At 71.1% G+C, this 19,558-nt stretch carries 16 protein-coding genes and 1 pseudogene; 10 read left to right on the top strand and 7 right to left on the bottom strand.

Going from position 1 to position 19,558, the window contains the following annotated elements:
* Positions 1–49: 49 nt before the first annotated feature.
* Complete coding sequence (locus tag ABZ919_RS08980; protein WP_361244382.1) at positions 50–880, top strand: arylamine N-acetyltransferase; 831 nt, start codon at positions 50–52, stop codon at positions 878–880.
* Position 881: 1 nt separating this feature from the next.
* Here the strand turns inward: ABZ919_RS08980 and ABZ919_RS08975 are convergent, their stop codons facing one another.
* The gene (locus tag ABZ919_RS08975) at positions 882–1,316 is read right to left on the bottom strand and encodes a gamma-glutamylcyclotransferase family protein (protein WP_361244380.1); all 435 of its coding nucleotides are present in this window, start codon (positions 1,314–1,316) and stop codon (positions 882–884) included.
* A gap of 139 nt (positions 1,317–1,455) precedes the next feature.
* Between ABZ919_RS08975 and ABZ919_RS08970 the strand changes: the two genes are divergently transcribed.
* The 8 genes from ABZ919_RS08970 to ABZ919_RS08935 all read left to right on the top strand — a co-directional run bounded on the left by ABZ919_RS08970 (position 1,456) and on the right by ABZ919_RS08935 (position 10,534).
* Positions 1,456–3,108 (top strand): M4 family metallopeptidase, encoded by a 1,653-nt coding sequence (locus ABZ919_RS08970; protein ID WP_361244378.1) that lies wholly within the window; start codon positions 1,456–1,458, stop codon positions 3,106–3,108.
* Positions 3,109–3,431: 323 nt separating this feature from the next.
* On the top strand, positions 3,432–3,950 hold the full coding sequence (locus ABZ919_RS08965) for a hypothetical protein (protein WP_361244375.1): 519 nt from the start codon (positions 3,432–3,434) through the stop codon (positions 3,948–3,950).
* 142 nt (positions 3,951–4,092) lie between these two features.
* Positions 4,093–4,731, top strand: coding sequence for a class F sortase (locus tag ABZ919_RS08960; RefSeq protein WP_361244372.1), 639 nt, complete (start codon positions 4,093–4,095; stop codon positions 4,729–4,731).
* Positions 4,732–4,870: 139 nt separating this feature from the next.
* Positions 4,871–6,088, top strand: a complete 1,218-nt coding sequence (locus ABZ919_RS08955) for an FAD-dependent oxidoreductase (RefSeq protein ID WP_361244369.1) — start codon at positions 4,871–4,873, stop codon at positions 6,086–6,088.
* Positions 6,088–8,697 carry a nitrite reductase large subunit NirB gene (nirB, locus tag ABZ919_RS08950; protein ID WP_361244366.1) on the top strand — a complete coding sequence of 870 codons (2,610 nt, stop codon included), beginning with the start codon at positions 6,088–6,090 and terminating at the stop codon, positions 8,695–8,697. The genes ABZ919_RS08955 and nirB overlap by 1 nt, the downstream gene beginning before the upstream one ends.
* Complete coding sequence (gene nirD / locus ABZ919_RS08945; protein WP_361244363.1) at positions 8,694–9,044, top strand: nitrite reductase small subunit NirD; 351 nt, start codon at positions 8,694–8,696, stop codon at positions 9,042–9,044. Before nirB ends, nirD begins: the two co-directional genes overlap by 4 nt.
* Positions 9,045–9,096: 52 nt before the next feature.
* Positions 9,097–9,681 (top strand): TetR family transcriptional regulator, encoded by a 585-nt coding sequence (locus tag ABZ919_RS08940; protein ID WP_361244360.1) that lies wholly within the window; start codon positions 9,097–9,099, stop codon positions 9,679–9,681.
* A gap of 85 nt (positions 9,682–9,766) precedes the next feature.
* A complete protein-coding gene (locus ABZ919_RS08935; RefSeq protein WP_361244357.1) occupies positions 9,767–10,534 on the top strand; it encodes an SDR family oxidoreductase in 768 nt (255 codons plus the stop codon).
* A gap of 6 nt (positions 10,535–10,540) precedes the next feature.
* Here ABZ919_RS08935 and ABZ919_RS08930 read toward each other — a convergent pair whose 3' ends face one another.
* The 4 genes from ABZ919_RS08930 to ABZ919_RS08915 form a co-directional block, all read right to left on the bottom strand.
* Positions 10,541–11,374, bottom strand: a complete 834-nt coding sequence (locus ABZ919_RS08930) for a carbohydrate ABC transporter permease (protein WP_361244355.1) — start codon at positions 11,372–11,374, stop codon at positions 10,541–10,543.
* Positions 11,367–12,269: a sugar ABC transporter permease gene (locus ABZ919_RS08925; RefSeq protein ID WP_361244352.1), complete on the bottom strand. Its 903-nt coding sequence runs from the start codon at positions 12,267–12,269 to the stop codon at positions 11,367–11,369. Before ABZ919_RS08925 ends, ABZ919_RS08930 begins: the two co-directional genes overlap by 8 nt.
* A complete protein-coding gene (locus ABZ919_RS08920) occupies positions 12,266–13,525 on the bottom strand; it encodes a sugar ABC transporter substrate-binding protein (protein WP_361244349.1) in 1,260 nt (419 codons plus the stop codon). Before ABZ919_RS08920 ends, ABZ919_RS08925 begins: the two co-directional genes overlap by 4 nt.
* Positions 13,526–14,313: 788 nt before the next feature.
* Positions 14,314–14,733 carry a hypothetical protein gene (locus ABZ919_RS08915; protein ID WP_361244346.1) on the bottom strand — a complete coding sequence of 140 codons (420 nt, stop codon included), beginning with the start codon at positions 14,731–14,733 and terminating at the stop codon, positions 14,314–14,316.
* Between ABZ919_RS08915 and ABZ919_RS08910 the strand changes: the two are divergent.
* Positions 14,717–14,803: pseudogene (locus tag ABZ919_RS08910) on the top strand (IS5/IS1182 family transposase); the annotation flags it as partial. The gene ABZ919_RS08915 and the pseudogene ABZ919_RS08910 overlap by 17 nt on opposite strands.
* Positions 14,804–15,112: 309 nt before the next feature.
* Here the strand turns inward: ABZ919_RS08910 and ppdK are convergent.
* Both ppdK and ABZ919_RS08900 read right to left on the bottom strand, forming a co-directional pair.
* A complete protein-coding gene (gene ppdK / locus ABZ919_RS08905) occupies positions 15,113–17,860 on the bottom strand; it encodes a pyruvate, phosphate dikinase (RefSeq protein WP_361244343.1) in 2,748 nt (915 codons plus the stop codon).
* A gap of 416 nt (positions 17,861–18,276) precedes the next feature.
* Positions 18,277–19,497, bottom strand: a complete 1,221-nt coding sequence (locus ABZ919_RS08900) for an ROK family protein (RefSeq protein WP_361244341.1) — start codon at positions 19,495–19,497, stop codon at positions 18,277–18,279.
* Between the last annotated feature and the right edge of the window lie 61 nt (positions 19,498–19,558).

Genomic DNA, 19,558 nt, shown 5'->3' with positions numbered 1-19,558 from the left:
CGGTCCGTGGACCGCGGCGGGCAGCGGCAGGCGGGCGTAGGTTCGGGGAATGGCAGACTTCGCGGACATCGGCCTCGACGCCTATCTGGACCGCATCGGATGGCAGGGCGGCCGGCGGGCCGGCCTGGAGACGCTGCGGGGTGTGCATCTGGCGCACTCCCTGTCCCTGCCCTTCGAGAATCTGGACGCCCTCTCCGGCCGGGTCCCGTCGCTCGCCCCGGCGGATCTGGTGGCCAAGATGGTGCACGGCCGGCGCGGCGGTTACTGCTACGAGCACAACTCCCTGCTCGGCCTGGCGCTCGGGGCGCTGGGGTTCGAGGTGACACAGCTGGCCGGGCGGGTGGTGGTGGGTGCGCGGACGCCCGAGAGCCGGCCGCGCACCCATGCGATGCTGCGGGTCGCGGTGCCGGGCGAGCCGGAGCCGTATCTCGCGGACGTCGGGTTCGGTGCGCCGGGCGCGCTGCTGCTGCCGGTGCCGCTGGTGACCGGCACCAGGTTCGAGGGCGGCGGCCGGCGGCACCGGCTGGTGGTGCTGCCGCACGAAGGCCCGCTGCCCTTGTGGGAGTTGCAGGCGTACGACCGCCGGGCGCGGGAGTGGGCCGGTCAGTACGCCTTCACGCTGGAGCCGTTCGCCGCCTCGGACCTGGAGGTGTTCAACTGGTACGTCGGCACCAGCCCGCGTTCTCCGTTCACCCGCCGCCCCCTGCTGCAGCGCACCACCACGGAGCGTCATCTCGGCCTGGACGGTGCCCGGTTGACCGAGACCCGCGCCGACGGCACGGTGACCGAGCGCGAGCTGACGGACGAGGCGGAGGCGCGGCGCGTGGTGACGGAGGAGTTCGGGATCGACGTGCCGGAGGGGCCGGCGCTGCTGGGCTGACTCAGCGGCGGGAGAGCCAGTCGCCGTCCGCGATCGGGTTCCCGCGCGTCCGCAGGCCGGCGGCGACCCGTGGGGCGGCCAGATAGACCCAGGCCCGCACGGGGGTGCCGTCGGCGGTGCGTACGACGTCGCGGACGACGCGTTCGTAGAGGTTGCCGGGGTCGCCCGGCGCGTACTCCTCCAGCCGGTCCAGGGTGGCGAGCAGCCCGGCGTACGTCTCCGACCGGGCGGTGATCAGTTCGCCGCGGATCCCGCCGCCCGGCCGCTCCACGGCGTAGGGGTAGCCGGGGCCGTCGTAGAGCGCCGCGCCGGGCAGCCGGGCCGGTTCCTCCGACGCGGTGCGCCCGCGCAGGAACAGGTCGTGGTTGACCTCGCCGGGGCGGAGAGTGCCGTAGACGAAGAAGGGCAGCGCGGTCCCGGGCTCGGAAGCGATCACGGAAACGATTCTGTACCCCCTTCGGCTCCTCACACATCTCCATGAAGGGACTATGGACATGACATGTCATGGCCCCTTAAATCTCTGAGGACATCAGCGCCGCCCCCACACCCAGACGGGCGCTTCCCCGAGGAGACCGATGAGCCGGATACGCCAGCACGTCCGAGGATCCCGTCGTCTCACCACCACCACCGGCGTCGCCCTGACCACCGCGACCCTGCTGACCGTGGCCCTCTCCCCCGCCGCCCACGCCGACCCGAGACCGACCCGGTCCACCGCGGTCCAGAACGCCGCGTCGGCGCTCCTGGCCCACGCGGCGAGCCTGGGCCTCACCTCCGCCGAGAAGACCAGCGTCCGCGACGTGATCGTGGACGGGAACGGCACCCAGCACGTCCGCTACGACCGCACCTACCACGGCCTGCCCGTGCTGGGCGGCGACTTCGTGGTCCACCTGGCCCCGGACGGCGCCTACCGCAGCGCCAACCGGGCCACCCGCGGGACGATATCCCTCGGCGCGGTCCTGCCGGACGTCCCGGCCGCCAAGGCCGCCGACCTGGCCGTGAACGCCCTGCGCGCGGTCAACCTCGGCAACGCGCTGAAGCAGGTCAAGGCCAGGCCCGAGCTGATCGTCGACGCCCTGCACGGCACCCCGAAGCTCGCCTGGCGCACCAACGCGGTCGGCCTGGACTCGCTCGGCAACCCGGTCGCCCGCACCGTGCTGACCGACGCCCGGACCGGCCGGCAGATCGACGCCTGGGACAGCATCGAGACCGCCGCCGGTGACGGCAAGTCCCTGTACAGCGGGACGGTGCCGCTGGAGACGACCCAGTCGGGCTCGTCGTACCAGCTCAAGGACCCGACGCGCGGGAACACCTACACCGGTGACGCCGAGGGCAAGACCGACCTGTGCTTCTTCGGCATCTGCTTCAGCCGGGCCCCCGCGGACCTGTTCACGGACGCCGACAACCACTGGGGCACCGGCACCACCTCCGACCGCGCCTCGGCCGCCGTCGACGCCCAGTACGGCACCAACATGACCTGGGACTACTACAAGAACGTCCAGGGGCGCAGCGGCATCGCGGGCGACGGCAAGGGCTCGTACAACCGCGTCCACTACGGCAGCAACTACAACAACGCCTTCTGGGACGACAGTTGCTTCTGCATGACCTACGGCGACGGTGACGGCACCACCTTCGGGCCGCTGGTCGCCCTCGATGTCGCCGGGCACGAGATGACCCACGGGGTCACCTCCAAGACGGCCGCGCTGACCTACTCCGGCGAGTCCGGGGGCCTCAACGAGGCCACCTCGGACATCCTCGGCACGATGGTGGAGTGGTACGCGAACAACCCGTCCGACCCCGGTGACTACCTCATCGGCGAGAAGATCGTGAAGTCCGGCTTCGGCCACACCGCCCTGCGCTACATGGACAAGCCGTCCAAGGACGGCAACTCGGCGGACTACTGGAGCAGTTCGGTCGGCAATCTGGACGTCCACTACTCCTCCGGCGTCGCCAACCACTTCGCCTATCTGCTGGCGGAGGGCAGCGGCGCGAAGACCATCAACGGCGTCAGCTACGACTCGCCCACGTACAACGGCTCCACGGTCACCGGCATCGGCCGGGACAAGGTCGGCAAGATCTGGTACCGGGCACTGACGGTCTACATGACCTCCTCGACGAACTACGCGGGGGCCCGGACGGCGACCCTGAACGCCGCCAAGGACCTCTACGGCGCGGGCAGCACGGAGTACAACGCGGTGGCGGCGGCCTGGAGCGCCGTCAACGTGAACTGACGGTCCCGGGGCCCGGCCGGTCCCTCGCCCCCCAGCGGCGAGGGACCGGCGCAGGAACACCGTCGGCCCCGGCGGGCACCGAGGTGCCCTCACCCGTGCGACGCCGAGCGCCGCTCCATTCGTGTTCTTTTCATACTGTTCCCTTCCGGAGTACCGCGCCCACCCGCTGACCTGCCCCGATGCGCCGAAGGCTGGGCCGTGTGGGGCCAGGGGCCGCCACCCGTTCACCGCATTCCTGACGAGCTCTCGGCAAGCGGATCGTCCGGACTGCGGCTTTCCTCGGTAACGAACGCACCGAGAGACGTGAGGCCCTGGGGAGCACCATGCGACGCACAGCCCGTCTGCTGACCGGTACCGCGCTCGTCGTGGTGGCCGCGGCACCCGCCTGGGCCGGCACCGGCAGGCTCGACGTGTACCCCTCCACCGTGGCGCCCGGCGGCCAGGTCACGGTGAACACCGCCGCGTGCGGCGACAAGGGCTCGGCGGCCGGGGACGCGACCGCGGTCGGCGCCGGCACCTTCACCCTGGCGCCCAGCGCGCACAAGGGCGAGGCGATCGGCCAGTTCCAGGTGCCGGAGAGCGCACAGCCGGGGACGTACGAGATCGTCGCCAAGTGCGCCGAGGGCGACCGGCAGGTGACGGGCGACCTGGTGGTGGCGTTGAGCGCGACGGCGTTGAGCGCGACGCACGAAGTGCAGCCGCGAGGAAGCATGAAGACGGGGGTCGGCGGCGCGCTCGGTCCCGACCCCGTGCAGACCGCGGCGGGTGTGGCGGCGCTGGCCGTCGCCGCCGCGGGCGGTACCTGGCTCCTGCATCGCCGGGCGAGAGGCGACGGGATCTGACGGACACCCTCCGCTGTCCGTCCGCCGGTACCGCACGTCCCGCCCCCTCCGGGCCCGATGCCCCTCGTGGCCCGGAGGGGGACGGGGGCCGAAAAGGGGCCGCCCGCGGTCGTCGGGGGCCCGCCTCCGGGAGAGGGTGCGTATGCACAGCAGAACCAGCCGGGACAGGCTCGGCGACACGGCGATAGCCGCGGTCACCGTCGTGGCCCTGGGCTCCGGGGTGTGGCTCCTCGGCTGCGGCGCCGGGACGCACGCGCCGCCGCAGCCGGCCGCCGTCGAGGGCCGGCCGGATCCGGGTGACGAGCGGCTCGCGGCGCCCGCCCTCGCCCCGTCCCTGCCGACCCGCATCCGCATACCCGCGATCCACGTCGACGCACCGCTGATGGGCCTGGCCCTCACCCGTTCCGGCAGCCTGGACGTGCCGCCCGCCCGGAACAAGAACCTGGCCGGCTGGTACGAGGCCGGCACCATTCCCGGCGAGACGGGCACCGCGATCGTCGCCGGCCATGTCGACAACGCCGAGGGTCCCGCCGTCTTCTACGACCTCGGCGCACTCAAGCGGGGCGCCCGCATCGAGGTGGACCGCAAGGACGGCAGCGTGGCCGTGTTCACCGTGGACGCGGTGGAGGTGTACGCGGCGAACAACTTCCCCGACCACAAGGTGTACGGCGCGGCACCCCGCCCCGAACTCCGCGTCATCACCTGCGGCGGCGGCTACTCGAAGACCGCGGGCTATCTGGGCAACGTCGTGGTGTTCGCGCACCTGACCGGGGGCCGGTGACACCCCGCGCCCCTCACAGCCCCTCCCGGCGCCCGCACGGACCCCTCACACCCTGCGTGCGTCCCCGCTGAGGGCAGCGTTCCCCACGGGAAACAGGCGTGATGCGGCCGGGTAACGCCGGGACCGCACGCTCAAGGGCATGACCTCGAATACGCGTGTGGTGGTGATCGGCGCCGGCCTGGCGGGCGTACGGCTCGCCCGGCGGCTCGGCGAGCTGGGCACGCCCGCGCTGCTCGTCGGCGAGGAGGAGCACCCGCCGTACAACCGCGTACTGCTCGCCGAGGTGCTGGCCGGCCGGTACGCCCCCGAGGTGATCGCTCTGCCCGCCCCCGAGGGCCTGCTGCGGGCCCGGGTCACCGGCATCGACCGGGCCGCCCGGACCGTCGGGTGCGCCGACGGCTCGTCGATCGCGTACGACACGCTGGTGCTGGCCACCGGGTCCAATCCGGTGCTGCCGCCGCTGCGCGGCCTGTTCACCGCCGACCACCAACTCCCCGAGGGCGTCCACGCCTTCCGCACGATGGACGACTGCCTGGGACTGGCCGAGGCGGTCCGGCCGGGTGTGCGCGCGGTCGTCGTCGGGGGCGGGCTGCTCGGCGTCTCGGCCGCCCGCGCGCTCGCCGTGCGCGGCGCCCAGGTGGTCCTCGCCCAGCAGGCCGAGCGGATCATGGAACGCCAGCTCGACCCGGACGCCTCCCGGCTGGTGCTGCGGCACCTCACCGACCTGGGCGTCGAGGTGCACACCGAGTGCCGGGTGCGGGACGTGCGCTGCGTCGCGGGCGCGGTGCGCTCGGTGGAGATGGCCGACGGATACGCCCTGGACGCCGACCTCGTCGTACTCGCCTGCGGGGTGCACCCGCGCACCGGACTCGCCGAACAGGCCGGACTCGGCGTCCACCGGGGCATCCTCGTCGACGACGCACTGCGCACCTCCGACCCGCACATCCACGCCGTGGGCGACTGCGTCCAGCACGACGGCACGGTCTACGGCCTGGCCGCGCCCGCCGTCGAACAGGCCGACGCACTCGCCGAGCTGCTCGCGGGCAACCCCGGTGCCCGCTACTGCGGCACCCGTTCCCTGACCCGGCTGACCCTCACCGGCCCGGGCTCCCCCTTCGACCTGGCCGCGTTCGGCGAGACCGAGGCGCGCCCCGGCGACGACGTCGTACGGCTCGCCGACGCCACCCGCGGCACCTACCGCAAGGTCGTCGTCCGCGACGACCGCCTGGTCGGCGGGGTCCTCGTCGGCGAACTCGGCACCGTCGGCGCGCTCGCCCGCGCCTGGGAGGGAGCGGAGCCGCTCCCCTCCGACGGCGGCCCCCTGCTCCACCTGCTCACCAATGACGGAGGCTCCTGATGACCACCGCCCCGGGGGCGACCCCCACGATCGTGCTCGTCGGCCACGGCATGGTCGGCCAGCGCTTCCTCGAAGCGCTGGCCGAGCGCGGCCTGACCGCCACGCACCGCGTGGTCGTGCTGTGCGAGGAACCGCGACCGGCCTACGACCGCGTCGCCCTCACCTCGTACTTCTCGGGCAGGACCGCCGAGGAACTCTCCCTGACCGACATGGGGTTCATCAAGGACCACGGCATCGAGCTCCACGTCGGCGACCCGGCGGAGACGATCGACCGCGAGGCGAGGACGGTCACGGCCAGGTCCGGCCAGGTCTTCGGGTACGACACGCTCGTGCTGGCCACCGGCTCCTACCCGTTCGTGCCGCCGGTGCCGAACAAGGACGCGACCGGCTGTTTCGTCTACCGCACCATCGAGGACCTGCTCGCCATCGAGGAGTACGCGAAGACGCGGGCGACGACCGGCGCGGTGGTCGGCGGCGGACTGCTCGGCCTGGAGGCGGCCGGGGCGCTGAACGGCCTCGGACTGGCCGCGCACATCGTGGAGTTCGCGCCGCGCCTGATGCCGGTGCAGGTCGACGAGGGCGGCGGCGCGACGCTGCTGCGGACCATCGAGGGCATGGGCCTGACCGTGCACACCGGTGTGGGCACACAGGAGATCGTGACGGACGCGGCGGGCGCGGTCACCGGCATGAAACTGTCCGACGGTTCCGAACTCGCCACGGACATGGTGGTGTTCAGCGCCGGCGTCCGCCCCCGCGACCAGCTGGCCCGCGACTGCGGCCTGGCGGTCGGCGAGCGCGGCGGCATCACGGTCGACGAGCAGTGCCGTACGGTCGGCGACCCGCACGTCTTCGCGATCGGCGAGTGCGCGCTGGCCGCGGACGGCCGGGTGTACGGCCTGGTGGCGCCCGGCTACGAGCAGGCGGAGACGGCCGCGGCCACCATCGCCGCCGACGAGGCGTCCTTCACCGGCGCCGACCTGTCCACCAAGCTGAAGCTGCTCGGCGTGGACGTGGCCTCCTTCGGTGACGCGCACGGCACCACCGAGGACTGCCTCGACGTCGTCTACTCCGACTCCCGCGCCGGCCTGTACAAGAAGCTGGTCATCGGCCCGGACGGCACGCTCCTCGGCGGCATCCTGGTCGGCGACGCGGAGGCCTACGGCACCCTGCGCGCACTGACCGGCTCGGTGCCCCCCGTCTCCCCCGAGTCGCTCGTCCTGCCCGCCGGAGCCGACTCGGGGGCCCGGCTCGGCCCGTCCGCGCTGCCGGACGAGGCGATCATCTGCTCCTGCCACAACGTCAGCAAGGGCACGATCCGCGCGGCGGTGACCGCGCACAAGTGCTCCACCGTGCCCGAGGTGAAGAAGTGCACCAAGGCCGGCACCGGCTGCGGCTCCTGCGTCAAGGTGCTCGGCCAGCTCGTCGACGCCGAGCTGGAGGCGTCCGGCATCGAGGTCGACAAGGGCCTGTGCGGCTGTTTCGCCCGCACCCGCGAGGAGCTGTACGAGATCGTCCTCGCCCTGCGCATCACGTCGTACCAGGACCTGCTGGACCGCTACGGCCGTGACGGCGCCCGGGGCGGGGACGGCTGCGAGGTCTGCAAGCCCGCGGTCGGCTCGATCATCGCCTCCCTCGCCCCGGCGATCGGCGCGAGCGGCCATGTCCTGGACGGCGAGCAGGCGGCCCTTCAGGACACCAACGACCACTTCCTGGCCAACCTGCAGAAGAACGGCTCGTACTCGGTCGTGCCGCGCATCCCCGGCGGCGAGATCGCGCCCGAGAAACTGATCGTGATCGGTGAGATCGCGCGGGACTTCGGCCTCTACACGAAGATCACCGGCGGCCAGCGGATCGACATGTTCGGCGCCCGGGTCGAGCAACTGCCGTTGATCTGGACCCGGCTGGTGGACGCCGGCTTCGAGTCCGGGCACGCCTACGGCAAGGCGCTGCGCACGGTGAAGTCCTGCGTCGGCTCCACCTGGTGCCGCTACGGCGTGCAGGACTCGGTCCGCATGGCGATCGACCTGGAGCTGCGCTACCGGGGCCTGAGGTCGCCGCACAAGCTGAAGTCGGCGGTGTCCGGCTGTCAGCGCGAGTGCGCCGAGGCCCAGTCGAAGGACTTCGGCGTGATCGCCACGGCCGGCGGCTGGAACCTGTACGTCGGGGGCAACGGCGGCGCCACCCCACGCCACGCGGACCTGCTCGCCCAGGACCTGTCCGACGCGGAACTGGTCCGCCTGATCGACCGGTTCCTGATGTTCTACATCCGCACCGCCGACCGCCTGGAGCGCACCAGCGTGTGGCTGGAGCGCATCCCCGGCGGCCTGGACCACGTACGGGACGTGGTGGTGCACGACTCGCTCGGCATCTGCGACGAGCTGGAACGGCTGATGCGGGCACATGTCGCCCACTACCGCGACGAGTGGGCGCAGACCATCGACGACCCGGAGAAGCTCGCCCGGTTCGTGTCCTTCGTGAACGCCCCGGACACCCCGGACCCCGTGGTCGCCTTCGTCCCCGAGCGCGACCAGATCAAGCCCGACCTGCCGCTGCTGTCCATCGGCCTGCGGCCCGCCGACGACGTCCTGGAAGGAAGCGCCCAGCGATGACCCTGGCTCTGGAGACCACCGATCTGAAGGTCCAGCTCCGGCTGGAGGACGACTGGTTCACCGCCTGCGACCTCAGCGTGCTCACCCCGGGCCGCGGGGTGGCCGCCCTGCTGCCGGACGGCCGCCAGGTGGCCCTCTTCCGGGACCGCGCCGACCGCCTGTACGCCATCGACAACCGCGACCCGTTCACCGGCGCGGCCGTCCTCTCCCGCGGCCTGACCGGCACCCACGTCGGCCGCCCGTTCGTCGCCTCGCCCCTGCTGAAGCAGCGCTTCGACCTGGTCAGCGGGGAGTGCCTGGACGACGGGGAGGTACGGGTGACGGCGTACGAGGTGCGCGCGGCCTGAATTCTCCCCGATTCACTTGACCGATCGTTCCGGAAAATCTAGTCTGCGGCACGTGGCCAGGAGCAGGGAGTTCGATCCGGACGCCGCGCTGCAGTCCGCCCTCGAGCTGTTCTGGCGGCGCGGCTACGAGGCGACCTCGGTGGCCGATCTGGTCGAGCACCTGGGAATCGGCCGGGCGAGCCTGTACGCGACCTTCGGCAGCAAGCACGAGCTGTACCTGAAGGCGCTGGACCGGTACGGGCAGGCCCAGAACCCGCTGCTGACCCGGGAGCTGTCCCCGCCGGGTCCGGTGCTGCCGGCCGTCCGCCGACTGGTCCGGCGGTTCGCCGCCGAGGCCGCGGCGGACGCCTCCCGGGAGCAGGGCTGCCTGGTCACCAACACGGCCGTCGAACTGGCCCCGCACGACGCCGCCTCGGCCGGCCGGGTGCGGCAGAGCTGGGACGGCCTGGAGACCCTGCTGCACTCCGCACTGGTCCGCGCCCAGGCGCAGGGCGAGCTGTCCCGGGACCGCGATCCGCTCGCCCTCGCCCGTATGCTGCTCGTCCTGATGCAGGGCCTGCGGGTGGTCGGCAAGGCCGCCGCGGACCCGGCCAGGGTGCGGGACGCGGCGGAGCAGGCCCTGGCGCTGCTCGACTGAGACACACGGTCGGCAGCGCCTTTTTTGGCACCGCATACTGAACCGATCAGTCAAGAAAGATCGGTCGAGGAAAAGGGGGATCACCATGACGCATCGCTTCACCGGCCGCACGGCCCTCGTCACCGGGGCCGGCACCGGCATCGGCCGCGGCATCGCGCTCGCCTTCGCCCGCGAAGGCGCCGACGTCGTCGTCGCCGGGCGCCGCAGGGAGCCGCTGGAGGAGACGGCGGCGTTCATCGAGCGGGCGGGCGGCAAGGTGCTCGCCGTCACCGCGGACGTGACCAGCGCCGACGACCTGCGGGCCCTGGTGGCCGCCGCGGTGGACCGGTTCGGCTCCCTCGACGTGGCGGTGAACAACGCCGGCGTCCTGGAGGGCCGTGGGCAGGCCGCGGCCGACCTGGCCGAGGAGGACTGGCGCCGCATGCTGGACATCAACGTCACCGGCGTCCTGCTCGCCCTCCAGGCCGAGGTCGCCCAGATGCGGACGCAGCCGGACGGCGGCGCCGTCGTGAACATCGCCTCCCGGATCGGCGTGCACAGCCGGCTGCCCGGCACCACCGGCTACGCCGTCACCAAGGCGGCCGTGTCGGTGCTCAGCCGCAGCGCCGCCCTGGACCACATCGCCGACGGTGTGCGCATCAACGCCGTCAGCCCCGGCCCCACCGCCACGGACATGTCCTACAAGCCCGGCGAGACCGAGGCCGGCCGGGCCGCCCGGATGCGCGCCGAGGTTCCGCTCGGCCGGGTCTGCACCGTCGAGGAGGTCGCCGCCGCCGTGCTCTACCTGGCCTCGGACGACGCGGCCTCGGTGGTCGGCACCGACCTGGTGGTGGACGGCGGCTCCACGGCCTGACCACGCTCAGTCGATCCCGGACCGCTCCACCCCCGCCACGATCCACCGCTGGAAGCAGAGGAACACCAGCAGCAGCGGCAGGATCGACACAGCCGCGGCGACGAACAGCTCGTGCAGCCGCACGACCTGGGACGTGGTGAAGGACGACAGCGCCACCTGCACCGTCCAGGCGCTCCGGTCCTGCCCGATGACCAGCGGCCACAGGAAGGAGTTCCACGCGCCGAGGAACACGATCGTCCCGACGGCGGCGAACACCGGCCGCGCGTTCGGCACCACGACCAGCCAGTACGTCCGCCAGTACCCGAGCCCGTCGACCTGCGCCGCGTCCTCCAGCTCCCTGGGGAAGCCCAGGAAGTACTGGCGGAAGACGAAGCAGGCGAAGGCGGAGAACAGCGTCGGGACGATCAGCCCGCGCAGGGTCGAGATCCAGCCCAGCGACGACACCAGCACGAAGCTCGGTACGAAGGTGACGGCGGCCGGGACCAGCAGGGTGCCGAGAATGCCGTAGAAGACCTTGTTCGCGTGCCGGTACGGAACACGGGCGAGGCCGTAACCGGCGAGGGAGGCGAGCAGGAGGGTGCCCAGCGTGGTCGCGACGGCGATCAGCGCGGAGTTGAGCAGTGAACGGGCGAAGGGGACGGAGGGATCGTCGAACAGTTCCCGGACGTTGCCCCACCGCAGCTCCGCGGGGAAGAAGGTCCATTCCGGAGAGGTGATGTCCCGCTCGCTCGACAGCCCGTTGCGCACCAGCAGATAGAAGGGGACGAGGAAGAGCAGGGCCAGCACGACGAGCAGCACCACCCGCAGCGCCCGCCCGGCCCGTACCAGCGCGTCATCCATCGGCGTCCGTCCTCCCCAGCCGCAGCCACCGCGCCTGCCCCACGGTGACGACGACGATGACCAGCGCGAGGATCACCGCGCCCGCACTGCCCAGCCCGAGGTCCTGCCCCTGCCCCAGGGCGGTGTAGTACAGGTAGACCAGCGGCGGCCGGGCGTACGGCGGATACCCGCGCGCGTCCGACAGCAGGTTGTAGAACTCGTCGAAGGCCTGGAAGGCGTTGACGACGAGCAGCAGCAGAACCGCGACCGAGGTGGTCCGCAGCTGCGGCAGGGTGATGTGCCGCAGCACCGTCCAGCCGGGCCGGGCACCGTCCACGGCGGCCGCCTCGTACAGCACCGGGTCGATCCGCTGCAGCCCGGCCAGGAAGAGGATCATGTAGAACCCGGCCTGCAGCCACAGCCGTACGGTCACGATGACCAGCCAGTACCAGGGCGGATCCGTCGTGGACAGCCAGGCGACCGGATCGCCGCCGAACCACCCCAGCACGGTGTTGGCGAGCCCGAACCGCACCCCGTTGAACAGCGACATCTTCCACACCAGCGCGGCCACGACGTAACTGCACGCGGCCGGAAGGAAGAAGACCGACCGGAAGAACGCCCGAGCGCGCTTCAGACGGTTCACCATCAGGGCGAGGGAGAGCGAGCACGCGTACGTGACCGGCACGATGAAGGCGGTGAAGACGGCAAAGGTCCTCAGGCTGTCGACGAACGCGTCGTCGCCCAGCATCGCCGCGTAGTTGTCCAGCCCGACGAAGTGCGTGGGCGTGACGGTGTTGTGGGCGTCGAAGAAGCTCAGACCCACGCTCCACAGCAGCGGAACATAGGTGAACAGCGCGAGGCCGAGCGCGAACGGCCCGACGAACACCCAGAACCAGAGGGTCCCGCGGCGCCTCACGACGTCTTCTTCGCCTTCTTCACCCGGTCGAGCTCACCGGCCACCTTCCGTACGACGGCCCGCAGTTCGCTCTCCGGACTCGCCCCGCCTCTGATGATCCGGCTGAGCGCGTCCTGGTAGGCGGTCTGGCCGGCCGGCGTCCACAGCAGCGGCTGGGCGTACCCGTGCTCGGTGGTGAAGCGGACGGCGTCCGCGGCGGGGCCGGACCGCAACTTGGCGGCCTTCTTCGCGAGGGAGACGCGGGCCGGGATGTGGAAGCCGTAGGACAGCGCGAAGTCCTCCTGGAGGTCGGCGCGTTCGACCCACAACCAGCGCACGAACTCCTTGGCGGCCTCCTTGTGCCTGCTGCGCGCGCTCACGGCGGCGCCGTACGCCCCGACGGGCACGGACGGCCGGCCGCCGCCGTCCTTCGGGAACGGAAGGACGCCGAAGTCGTCCCCCAGCTCCTTCTGCACCTGCGGCAGTGCCCACAGCCCGCACCACTGCATCGCGGTCAGCCCCTGGACGAAGGCGGAGGGGTCCGACCAGTCGGCGGGCGCGCCGAGCAGGAGGGACTTGTCGGCGTACAGCCGGTGCAGCTTGCCGAGGGTGCGGGCGGCGGCGGGGTCGTCGAAGCCGACCTTGCCGTCCCCGGTGACGAGCTGGAGCCCGGCGGCGTACAGGGGCGTACCACCGAGCACACCGGCTCCCCCGTCGTTTCCCAGGAACAGTCCCTTGACCTTGCTGCCGGTGAGCTTCCGGGCCGCGTCCACGAGGGCGTCGAGGGTGGCAGGCGGCTCGACCCCGGCGTCCTTCAGCAGGCTCTTCCGGTAGTAGAGCATCTGCATGTCGATGGCCTGCGGGATGCCCCAGACCCTGCTGTCGTACGTCTTCGGCTCGAGCACGGCCGGGTCGAAGTCGCCCTCGACGTCCTTGACCAGCTCCGTGAGGTCGACGACCTGACCGCCCTGGATCTGGTCCAGTGTGGGGCCGTTGACCTCGAAGACGTCCGGACCGGAGTCGGTGAGCAGGGCGGCGGCGGTCTGCTGGTCGTAGTTCCCGGGCCGCCACTGCACTGCGACTCGCGCCTTCTTGTAGGCGGCGGCATACCGCTCGACGGCCTGCTCGGTACCCGCCTCGCCGTACTGGTGATACCACTGGGACAACTCCGCCCCGGAACCCCCGCCGCCGCGCCCGGTGTCGGACCCACAGGCGGCGAGCAGCCCCACCCCTGCCCCGGCTCCCGCGGCCAGCAGTCCCCTACGGCTCATCGTCATCGTCCGTGCCCCCTGACGTTCGTCATCGATGCACGGCCCAACGATCAACCATGCACGGCGATTACGAAAGAGGGCAGTGGGGTGGGCCGGGTGGTGAGGCGGTGAGGCGGAGTGCCGGGACGAGTTTGCCGAGCCGCCGCGGCTGGAGGCCGGTGAAGATGCGCTTGGACAAGGCCGTGCGGCCCAGGTGTTGCATCACAACAACACTCAAGCCGCACGGCCTGCTTCATGCCTGGGCAGTGCCTCGATCACTACCACGCACCACGTCGTAAGGTACGGCCTATGTCTGATAGATCGATGTCTACGGGCCGCCTATGGGCAGTCCTGCTCGGGGTCGACGCTGTGACTACTGCGTCGGCGATCGTGGTGTGGAGGCAAAGCGGAACACCGTGGACCGAAACGTTGGTCAGTTCGGGTGTGGTTGCTCTTACGGTCCTGATAGCCGGCCCATGGGCGATAAGGCGGACCAGGGCAAGGGTCGAGGAAGCAATGCGGCAACAGCGTTGATCCGGTTCGGTCGCCTCTGAGAGTGCGGCACGTGACGTAATGCCTGCTTCGGTCTTGGGGTTGGGTAAGGGGCCCTGGTCGGCGGGGTGGGCTGATGGTCAGGTGCGGGGCTGAGTGAACAGGCCTGGTTCGGGTTCGGTGAGGATGCACCGTGTGACCAGGCGTTTCAGCTTGCACCGGATGCCTTCGGTGTTCTTCGGGAGTGGCCGGCCTGGTCTCCGACCGCGCCGCCGAGAGGTGATCACCCATCAGCCGAACCGCCAGGCCGGCACGCCCAGCCCTCAATCGCGCACCACCTCGCAAGGGCTGTCCCGCAAAAGATCTCCGGGTGCGCTACCCCATGACGCGCGAGCCGCGTCCAGAGACGCCGGCCGGTTGTCCTCCAGGTAGTCCCGCACGCTCTCGCCGTCGGGCAAGCCTTCCCCCACCGTTCGGTCGAGGTCGAGGAAGTGCGCATGTGCGGCGTCGTGCACGGGGAGGGGGAATTGGATGCGGATGAGCCGATCCGCGACCCAGAACCTGGCCATGATTTCCCGGGTCGTGAGGTACCAAGTATGGGTGTCATCCCGCTCGGACGGCCGGGCGCAGGCGCAGCGTTCGGCCTCTGTCGACACGTCGATGAACCGCTCCAGCAGCGCCAGCCGTTCCCCGCGCCGTGCCTCCGATCTTTGAGACGATCTCGTGGTGGCTGGTGTGATCACGGCGTCCGAGCCGTCCTGGACAGCCCCGTTCACCAGGCTGAGCCCGCGTCAGTTCGGCAAGCTGAGCACACGAAGGGAACGCCCTGGATGGTGCCGAATGAGGGCAGGGTCTCTTGGTGACGGCAGGTGGCCGGAACAGCCTCACGTGGGAGGGCGCACTGAGGGCACAACAGCTTCGAGAGGGTTCCACGGCACCCCATGCCAGCAATCGCCATTTTGCCTGGTCGCCGACGCAGCTTGACAGCCTCCCCAGGTGATGCACAGAGAGGCGGCACCCCCGCACAGGATGCCGCCTCTCTTCTTCGTGCGCCGGAGCCGTCGCCGATCGGTGAGGGTCGGGGACCGGCGGCGGCTCCGGGGTCATGTGGCCCGCGCGGGCCTAGCGGTGGTCGCTGCCCGCCGACTGGGTCGCCGCGCGTCCCGCCTCGAGGCGGGCCACCGGGATGCGGAAGGGGGAGCAGGAGACGTAGTCCAGACCCACCTCGTGGAAGAAGTGGACGGACTCGGGGTCACCGCCGTGCTCGCCGCAGACGCCGAGCTTCAGGTCGGGGCGGGTGCGCCGGCCCGCCTCCGCCGCCGACTTCACCAGGGAGCCGACGCCGTCCTTGTCGATCGTCTCGAACGGGGAGACGCCGAAGATGCCCTTCTCCAGGTACGCGGTGAAGAAGCTGGCCTCGACGTCGTCGCGGCTGAAGCCCCACACCGTCTGCGTCAGGTCGTTCGTGCCGAAGGAGAAGAACTGCGCGGCCTCGGCGATCTGACCGGCGGTCAGCGCGGCCCGCGGCAGCTCGATCATCGTGCCGATCGCCAGCTTCAGCTGCGTACCGGTCGCGGCCTCGACCTCCGCGATGACCTTGTCGGCCTCCTCGCGGACGATCTCCAGCTCCTGGACCGTGCCGACCAGCGGGATCATGATCTCGGCGCGCGGGTCGCCCTTCGCGGACTTGCGCTCCGCCGCGGCTTCCGCGATCGCGCGGACCTGCATGGTGAAGAGACCGGGGATGACCAGGCCGAGGCGGACACCGCGCAGGCCCAGCATCGGGTTCTGCTCGTGCAGACGGTGTACGGCCTGCAGGAGGCGGAGTTCGTTCTCGTGGGGCTCCTGACGGGACTCCGCCAGGGCCACGCGGACCGACAGCTCCGTGATGTCGGGGAGGAACTCGTGCAGCGGGGGGTCGAGGAGGCGGATGGTGACCGGGAGGCCGTCCATCGCCTCGAACAGCTCCACGAAGTCCGACTTCTGGAGGGGCAGCAGCTGGGACAGCGCGGTCTCGCGCTCTCCCTCGGTGTCGGCGAGGATCAGCTTCTCGACCATCTCGCGGCGCTCACCGAGGAACATGTGCTCCGTGCGGCACAGGCCGATGCCCTGGGCGCCGAAGCGCCGGGCGCGCAGCGCGTCTTCCGCGTTGTCGGCGTTGGCGCGCACCCGCAGGCGGCGCTTGCGGTCGGCGAAGGCCATCATGCGGTGGACCGCCTCGACCAGTTCGTCGGCGTCGTCGGCGCCGGGGTGCATGCGGCCCTCGAAGTACTCGACCACGGGGGACGGCACGACCGGGACCTCGCCCAGGTAGACCTTGCCGGAGGAGCCGTCGATGGAGATGACGTCGCCCTCCTCGACGACGTGACCGCCCGGCACCGTCATACGGCGGCGCTTGGTGTCGACCTCCAGCTCCTCCGCGCCGCACACACAGGTCTTGCCCATGCCGCGGGCGACGACGGCCGCGTGGGAGGTCTTGCCGCCCCGCGACGTGAGGATGCCCTCGGCCGCGATCATGCCGTCCAGGTCGTCGGGGTTGGTCTCACGGCGGACCAGGATGACCTTCTCGCCCGAGCGGGACCACTTGACGGCCGTGTAGGAGTCGAAGACCGCCTTGCCCACCGCCGCACCGGGGGACGCGGCGATGCCGCGCCCGACCTGCTCGACCTTCGCGTGCTCGTCGAAGCGCGGGAACATCAGCTGGGCCAGCTGGGCGCCGGTGACGCGCTGGAGCGCTTCGGTCTCGTCGATCAGGCCCTGGTCGACGAGCTGCGTGGCGATGCGGAAGGCGGCGCCCGCGGTGCGCTTGCCCACCCGCGTCTGGAGCATCCACAGCTGACCGCGCTCGATCGTGAACTCGATGTCGCAGAGGTCCTTGTAGTGGTTCTCCAGGGTCTCCATGATCTGCATGAGCTGGTCGTACGACTTCTTGTCGATCTGTTCCAGCTCGGCGAGGGCGACAGTGTTGCGGATGCCGGCGACGACGTCCTCACCCTGGGCGTTCTGCAGGTAGTCGCCGTAGACGCCCTGGTGGCCGGAGGCGGGGTCGCGGGTGAAGGCGACGCCGGTGCCGGAGTCGGGGCCCAGGTTGCCGAAGACCATCGAGCAGACGTTGACGGCCGTGCCGAGGTCGTGCGGGATGCGCTCCTGCCGGCGGTACAGCTTCGCCCGGTCGCCGTTCCACGAGTCGAAGACCGCCTTGACGGCGAGGTCCATCTGCTCGCGCGGGTCCTGGGGGAAGTCCCGGCCGGCCTCCTTCTTGACGATCTTCTTGAAGGTGGTGACGAGCTTCTTCAGGTCGGCGGCCTGCAGGTCGGTGTCGACCGTGACCTTCTTGGCCTCCTTGGCCGCCTCGAGGGCCTCCTCGAAGAGGTCGCCGTCGACGCCGAGGACGGTCTTGCCGAACATCTGGATGAGGCGGCGGTAGGAGTCCCAGGCGAACCGGTCGTCGCCGGACTGCTTGGCCAGGCCCTGCACCGACTTGTCGGAGAGGCCGATGTTCAGGACGGTGTCCATCATGCCGGGCATGGAGAACTTGGCGCCGGAGCGGACGGAGACCAGCAGAGGGTTGTCGGGCTGGCCGAGCTTCTTGCCCATGCGGGACTCGAGGGCGTCGAGGTGCGCACTCACCTCGTCACGCAGTGCCGCCGGCTCCTCGCCGCTGTCCAGGTAGACCTTGCAGGCCTCGGTGGTGATGGTGAAGCCGGGCGGGACCGGCAGACCGAGGTTGGTCATCTCGGCGAGGTTGGCGCCCTTGCCGCCCAGGAGGTCCTTGAGGTCCTTGTTGCCCTCGGTGAAGTCGTAAACGAACTTCACGCCCTCAACGTTCTGGCCCTGCTCGGCTACCTGAGGATCTTTGTTTTCCGACACGGGTCTCGACTCCTTGAGGCCGCGGTGGCTGCCCTGACGGCCAGGAACATACCCAGATCGAAGGCGCATGGGTACGTCCACTTGCGCGTCATGCGCCTGTAACCACTCGTCCGCCAGCGGATCGAAAGTCAAAGCTTGGCAAGCCAACGCGGTCAGATGTCTTCACTTCTTGAATGCAAGCACGCCCAAGGGCGGGCTTTTCGCTCAGATGAGCGCGGTTCCTGCACGTCTGATTTCGATCGATGAACGATCAAGAGGTGGCACCGAGTGCCACCCCTTGGAGAAGTGCAGTCGCCCAAGATCCGCTCATCTGAGCGCAACCCTTATCAAGGGTGGCGAGAATCACGCTCTCACAGCCCGCCGGATTTCACCATGCGGACCGCCGCCGGACCCCGGCAGGACGGGGAAACACCTCGTCACACACCCAGCGCCCGCAGCCGCTCCTCCGCGTGCTCCGGCCCGTAGAGGTGTTCCACGACCAGCGCTCCCGCTCCTATGAGCGCGGCCCGGTCCCCCAGCCGCGAGGTGACGACGTCCAGGTGGGCCGTGGAGCGGGGCAGCGCCCGCTGGTAGAGCAGTTCCCGCACGCCGGTCAGGAACGGCGTTCCGGCCAGGTCGCCCGCGATCATCAGCACCCCCGGGTTGAGCAGGGTGACGACGGTCGCCAGGACGTCCCCGACCCGGCGCCCCGCCTCCCGGGCCAGCGACGCCGCCCCGGGATGCCCTGCGGCCAGCAGGTCCCGCACGTCGGAGCCGGAGGCGGCCGGCACCCCTGTCTCGGCCAGCCGCCGGGCCACGGCACCCCCGCTCGCGACGGCGGCGAGACAGCCGTACGAACCGCAGCGGCACAGCGCGTCCGCACCGACCCGGATGTGCCCGATGTCGCCCGCCCCGCCGTCTGTCCCCCGGTAGACCGAGCCGTCCACGACCACCCCGGCGCCGATGCCCGTGGACACCTTGACCAGGACGAAGGCCGCGCAGTCGGGATGCCCGGCGCGCTGTTCGCCGTAGGCCATCAGGTTGGCGTCGTTGTCCACCAGGACCGGGACCGCGCCGGCGCCGGTGCGCTCGGTGAAGGCACGGGAGAGACGGCCCGTCACGTCGTAGCCGTCCCAGCCCGGCATCATCGGCGGCTGCACCACCCGGCCGGTCTCGGTGTCCACGGGGCCGGGCACGGCGAGCCCGATGCCGCAGACGTCGGCCGCCGGGCGTCCTGCCTTCTCCAGCAACCGGTCGAACCAGTGGCCGAGTTCACCCAGTACGGCATCCGGTCCGTCCTCGACCACCAGGGTCCCCGCGTGCTCGGCGAGGATGTCGCCGGTCAGGGAGAGGACGGCCGCGCGGGCGTGCCGGGTGTCGAGGTCGGCGGCGAGGACGACCGCGTGGGAGTCGTCGAACTCCAGGGTGATGGAGGGGCGTCCGCCGAGCGGCGAGCCGACCGGACCGCCGGCGCCCTCGCGCAGCCAGCCGGCCCGGAACAGCCGGTCCAGGCGCTGACCGACGGTCGCGCGGGACAGTCCGGTCGCCTGCTGGAGCGCGCCGCGCGTCACCGCCCGTCCGCTGCGGACCAGTTCGAGCAGCTCGCCGGCGCTCGCCTGGCCGCCGCTCCTGACGGCCCGTACCGGACGTCCGGTCATGCGCACCCCCTTGTGTTTCCCAAGTCTGCATTACATAGTGGGTTTTGCGTGTTAAATAGAC

The sequence above is a fragment of the Streptomyces sp. NPDC046759 genome (assembly GCF_040645475.1).
In the GTDB taxonomy this organism is placed as follows: Bacteria; Actinomycetota; Actinomycetes; order Streptomycetales; family Streptomycetaceae; genus Streptomyces.
Note: the sequence above shows the minus strand (reverse complement) of the source record. Positions and strands in the feature narration are given on the sequence as shown.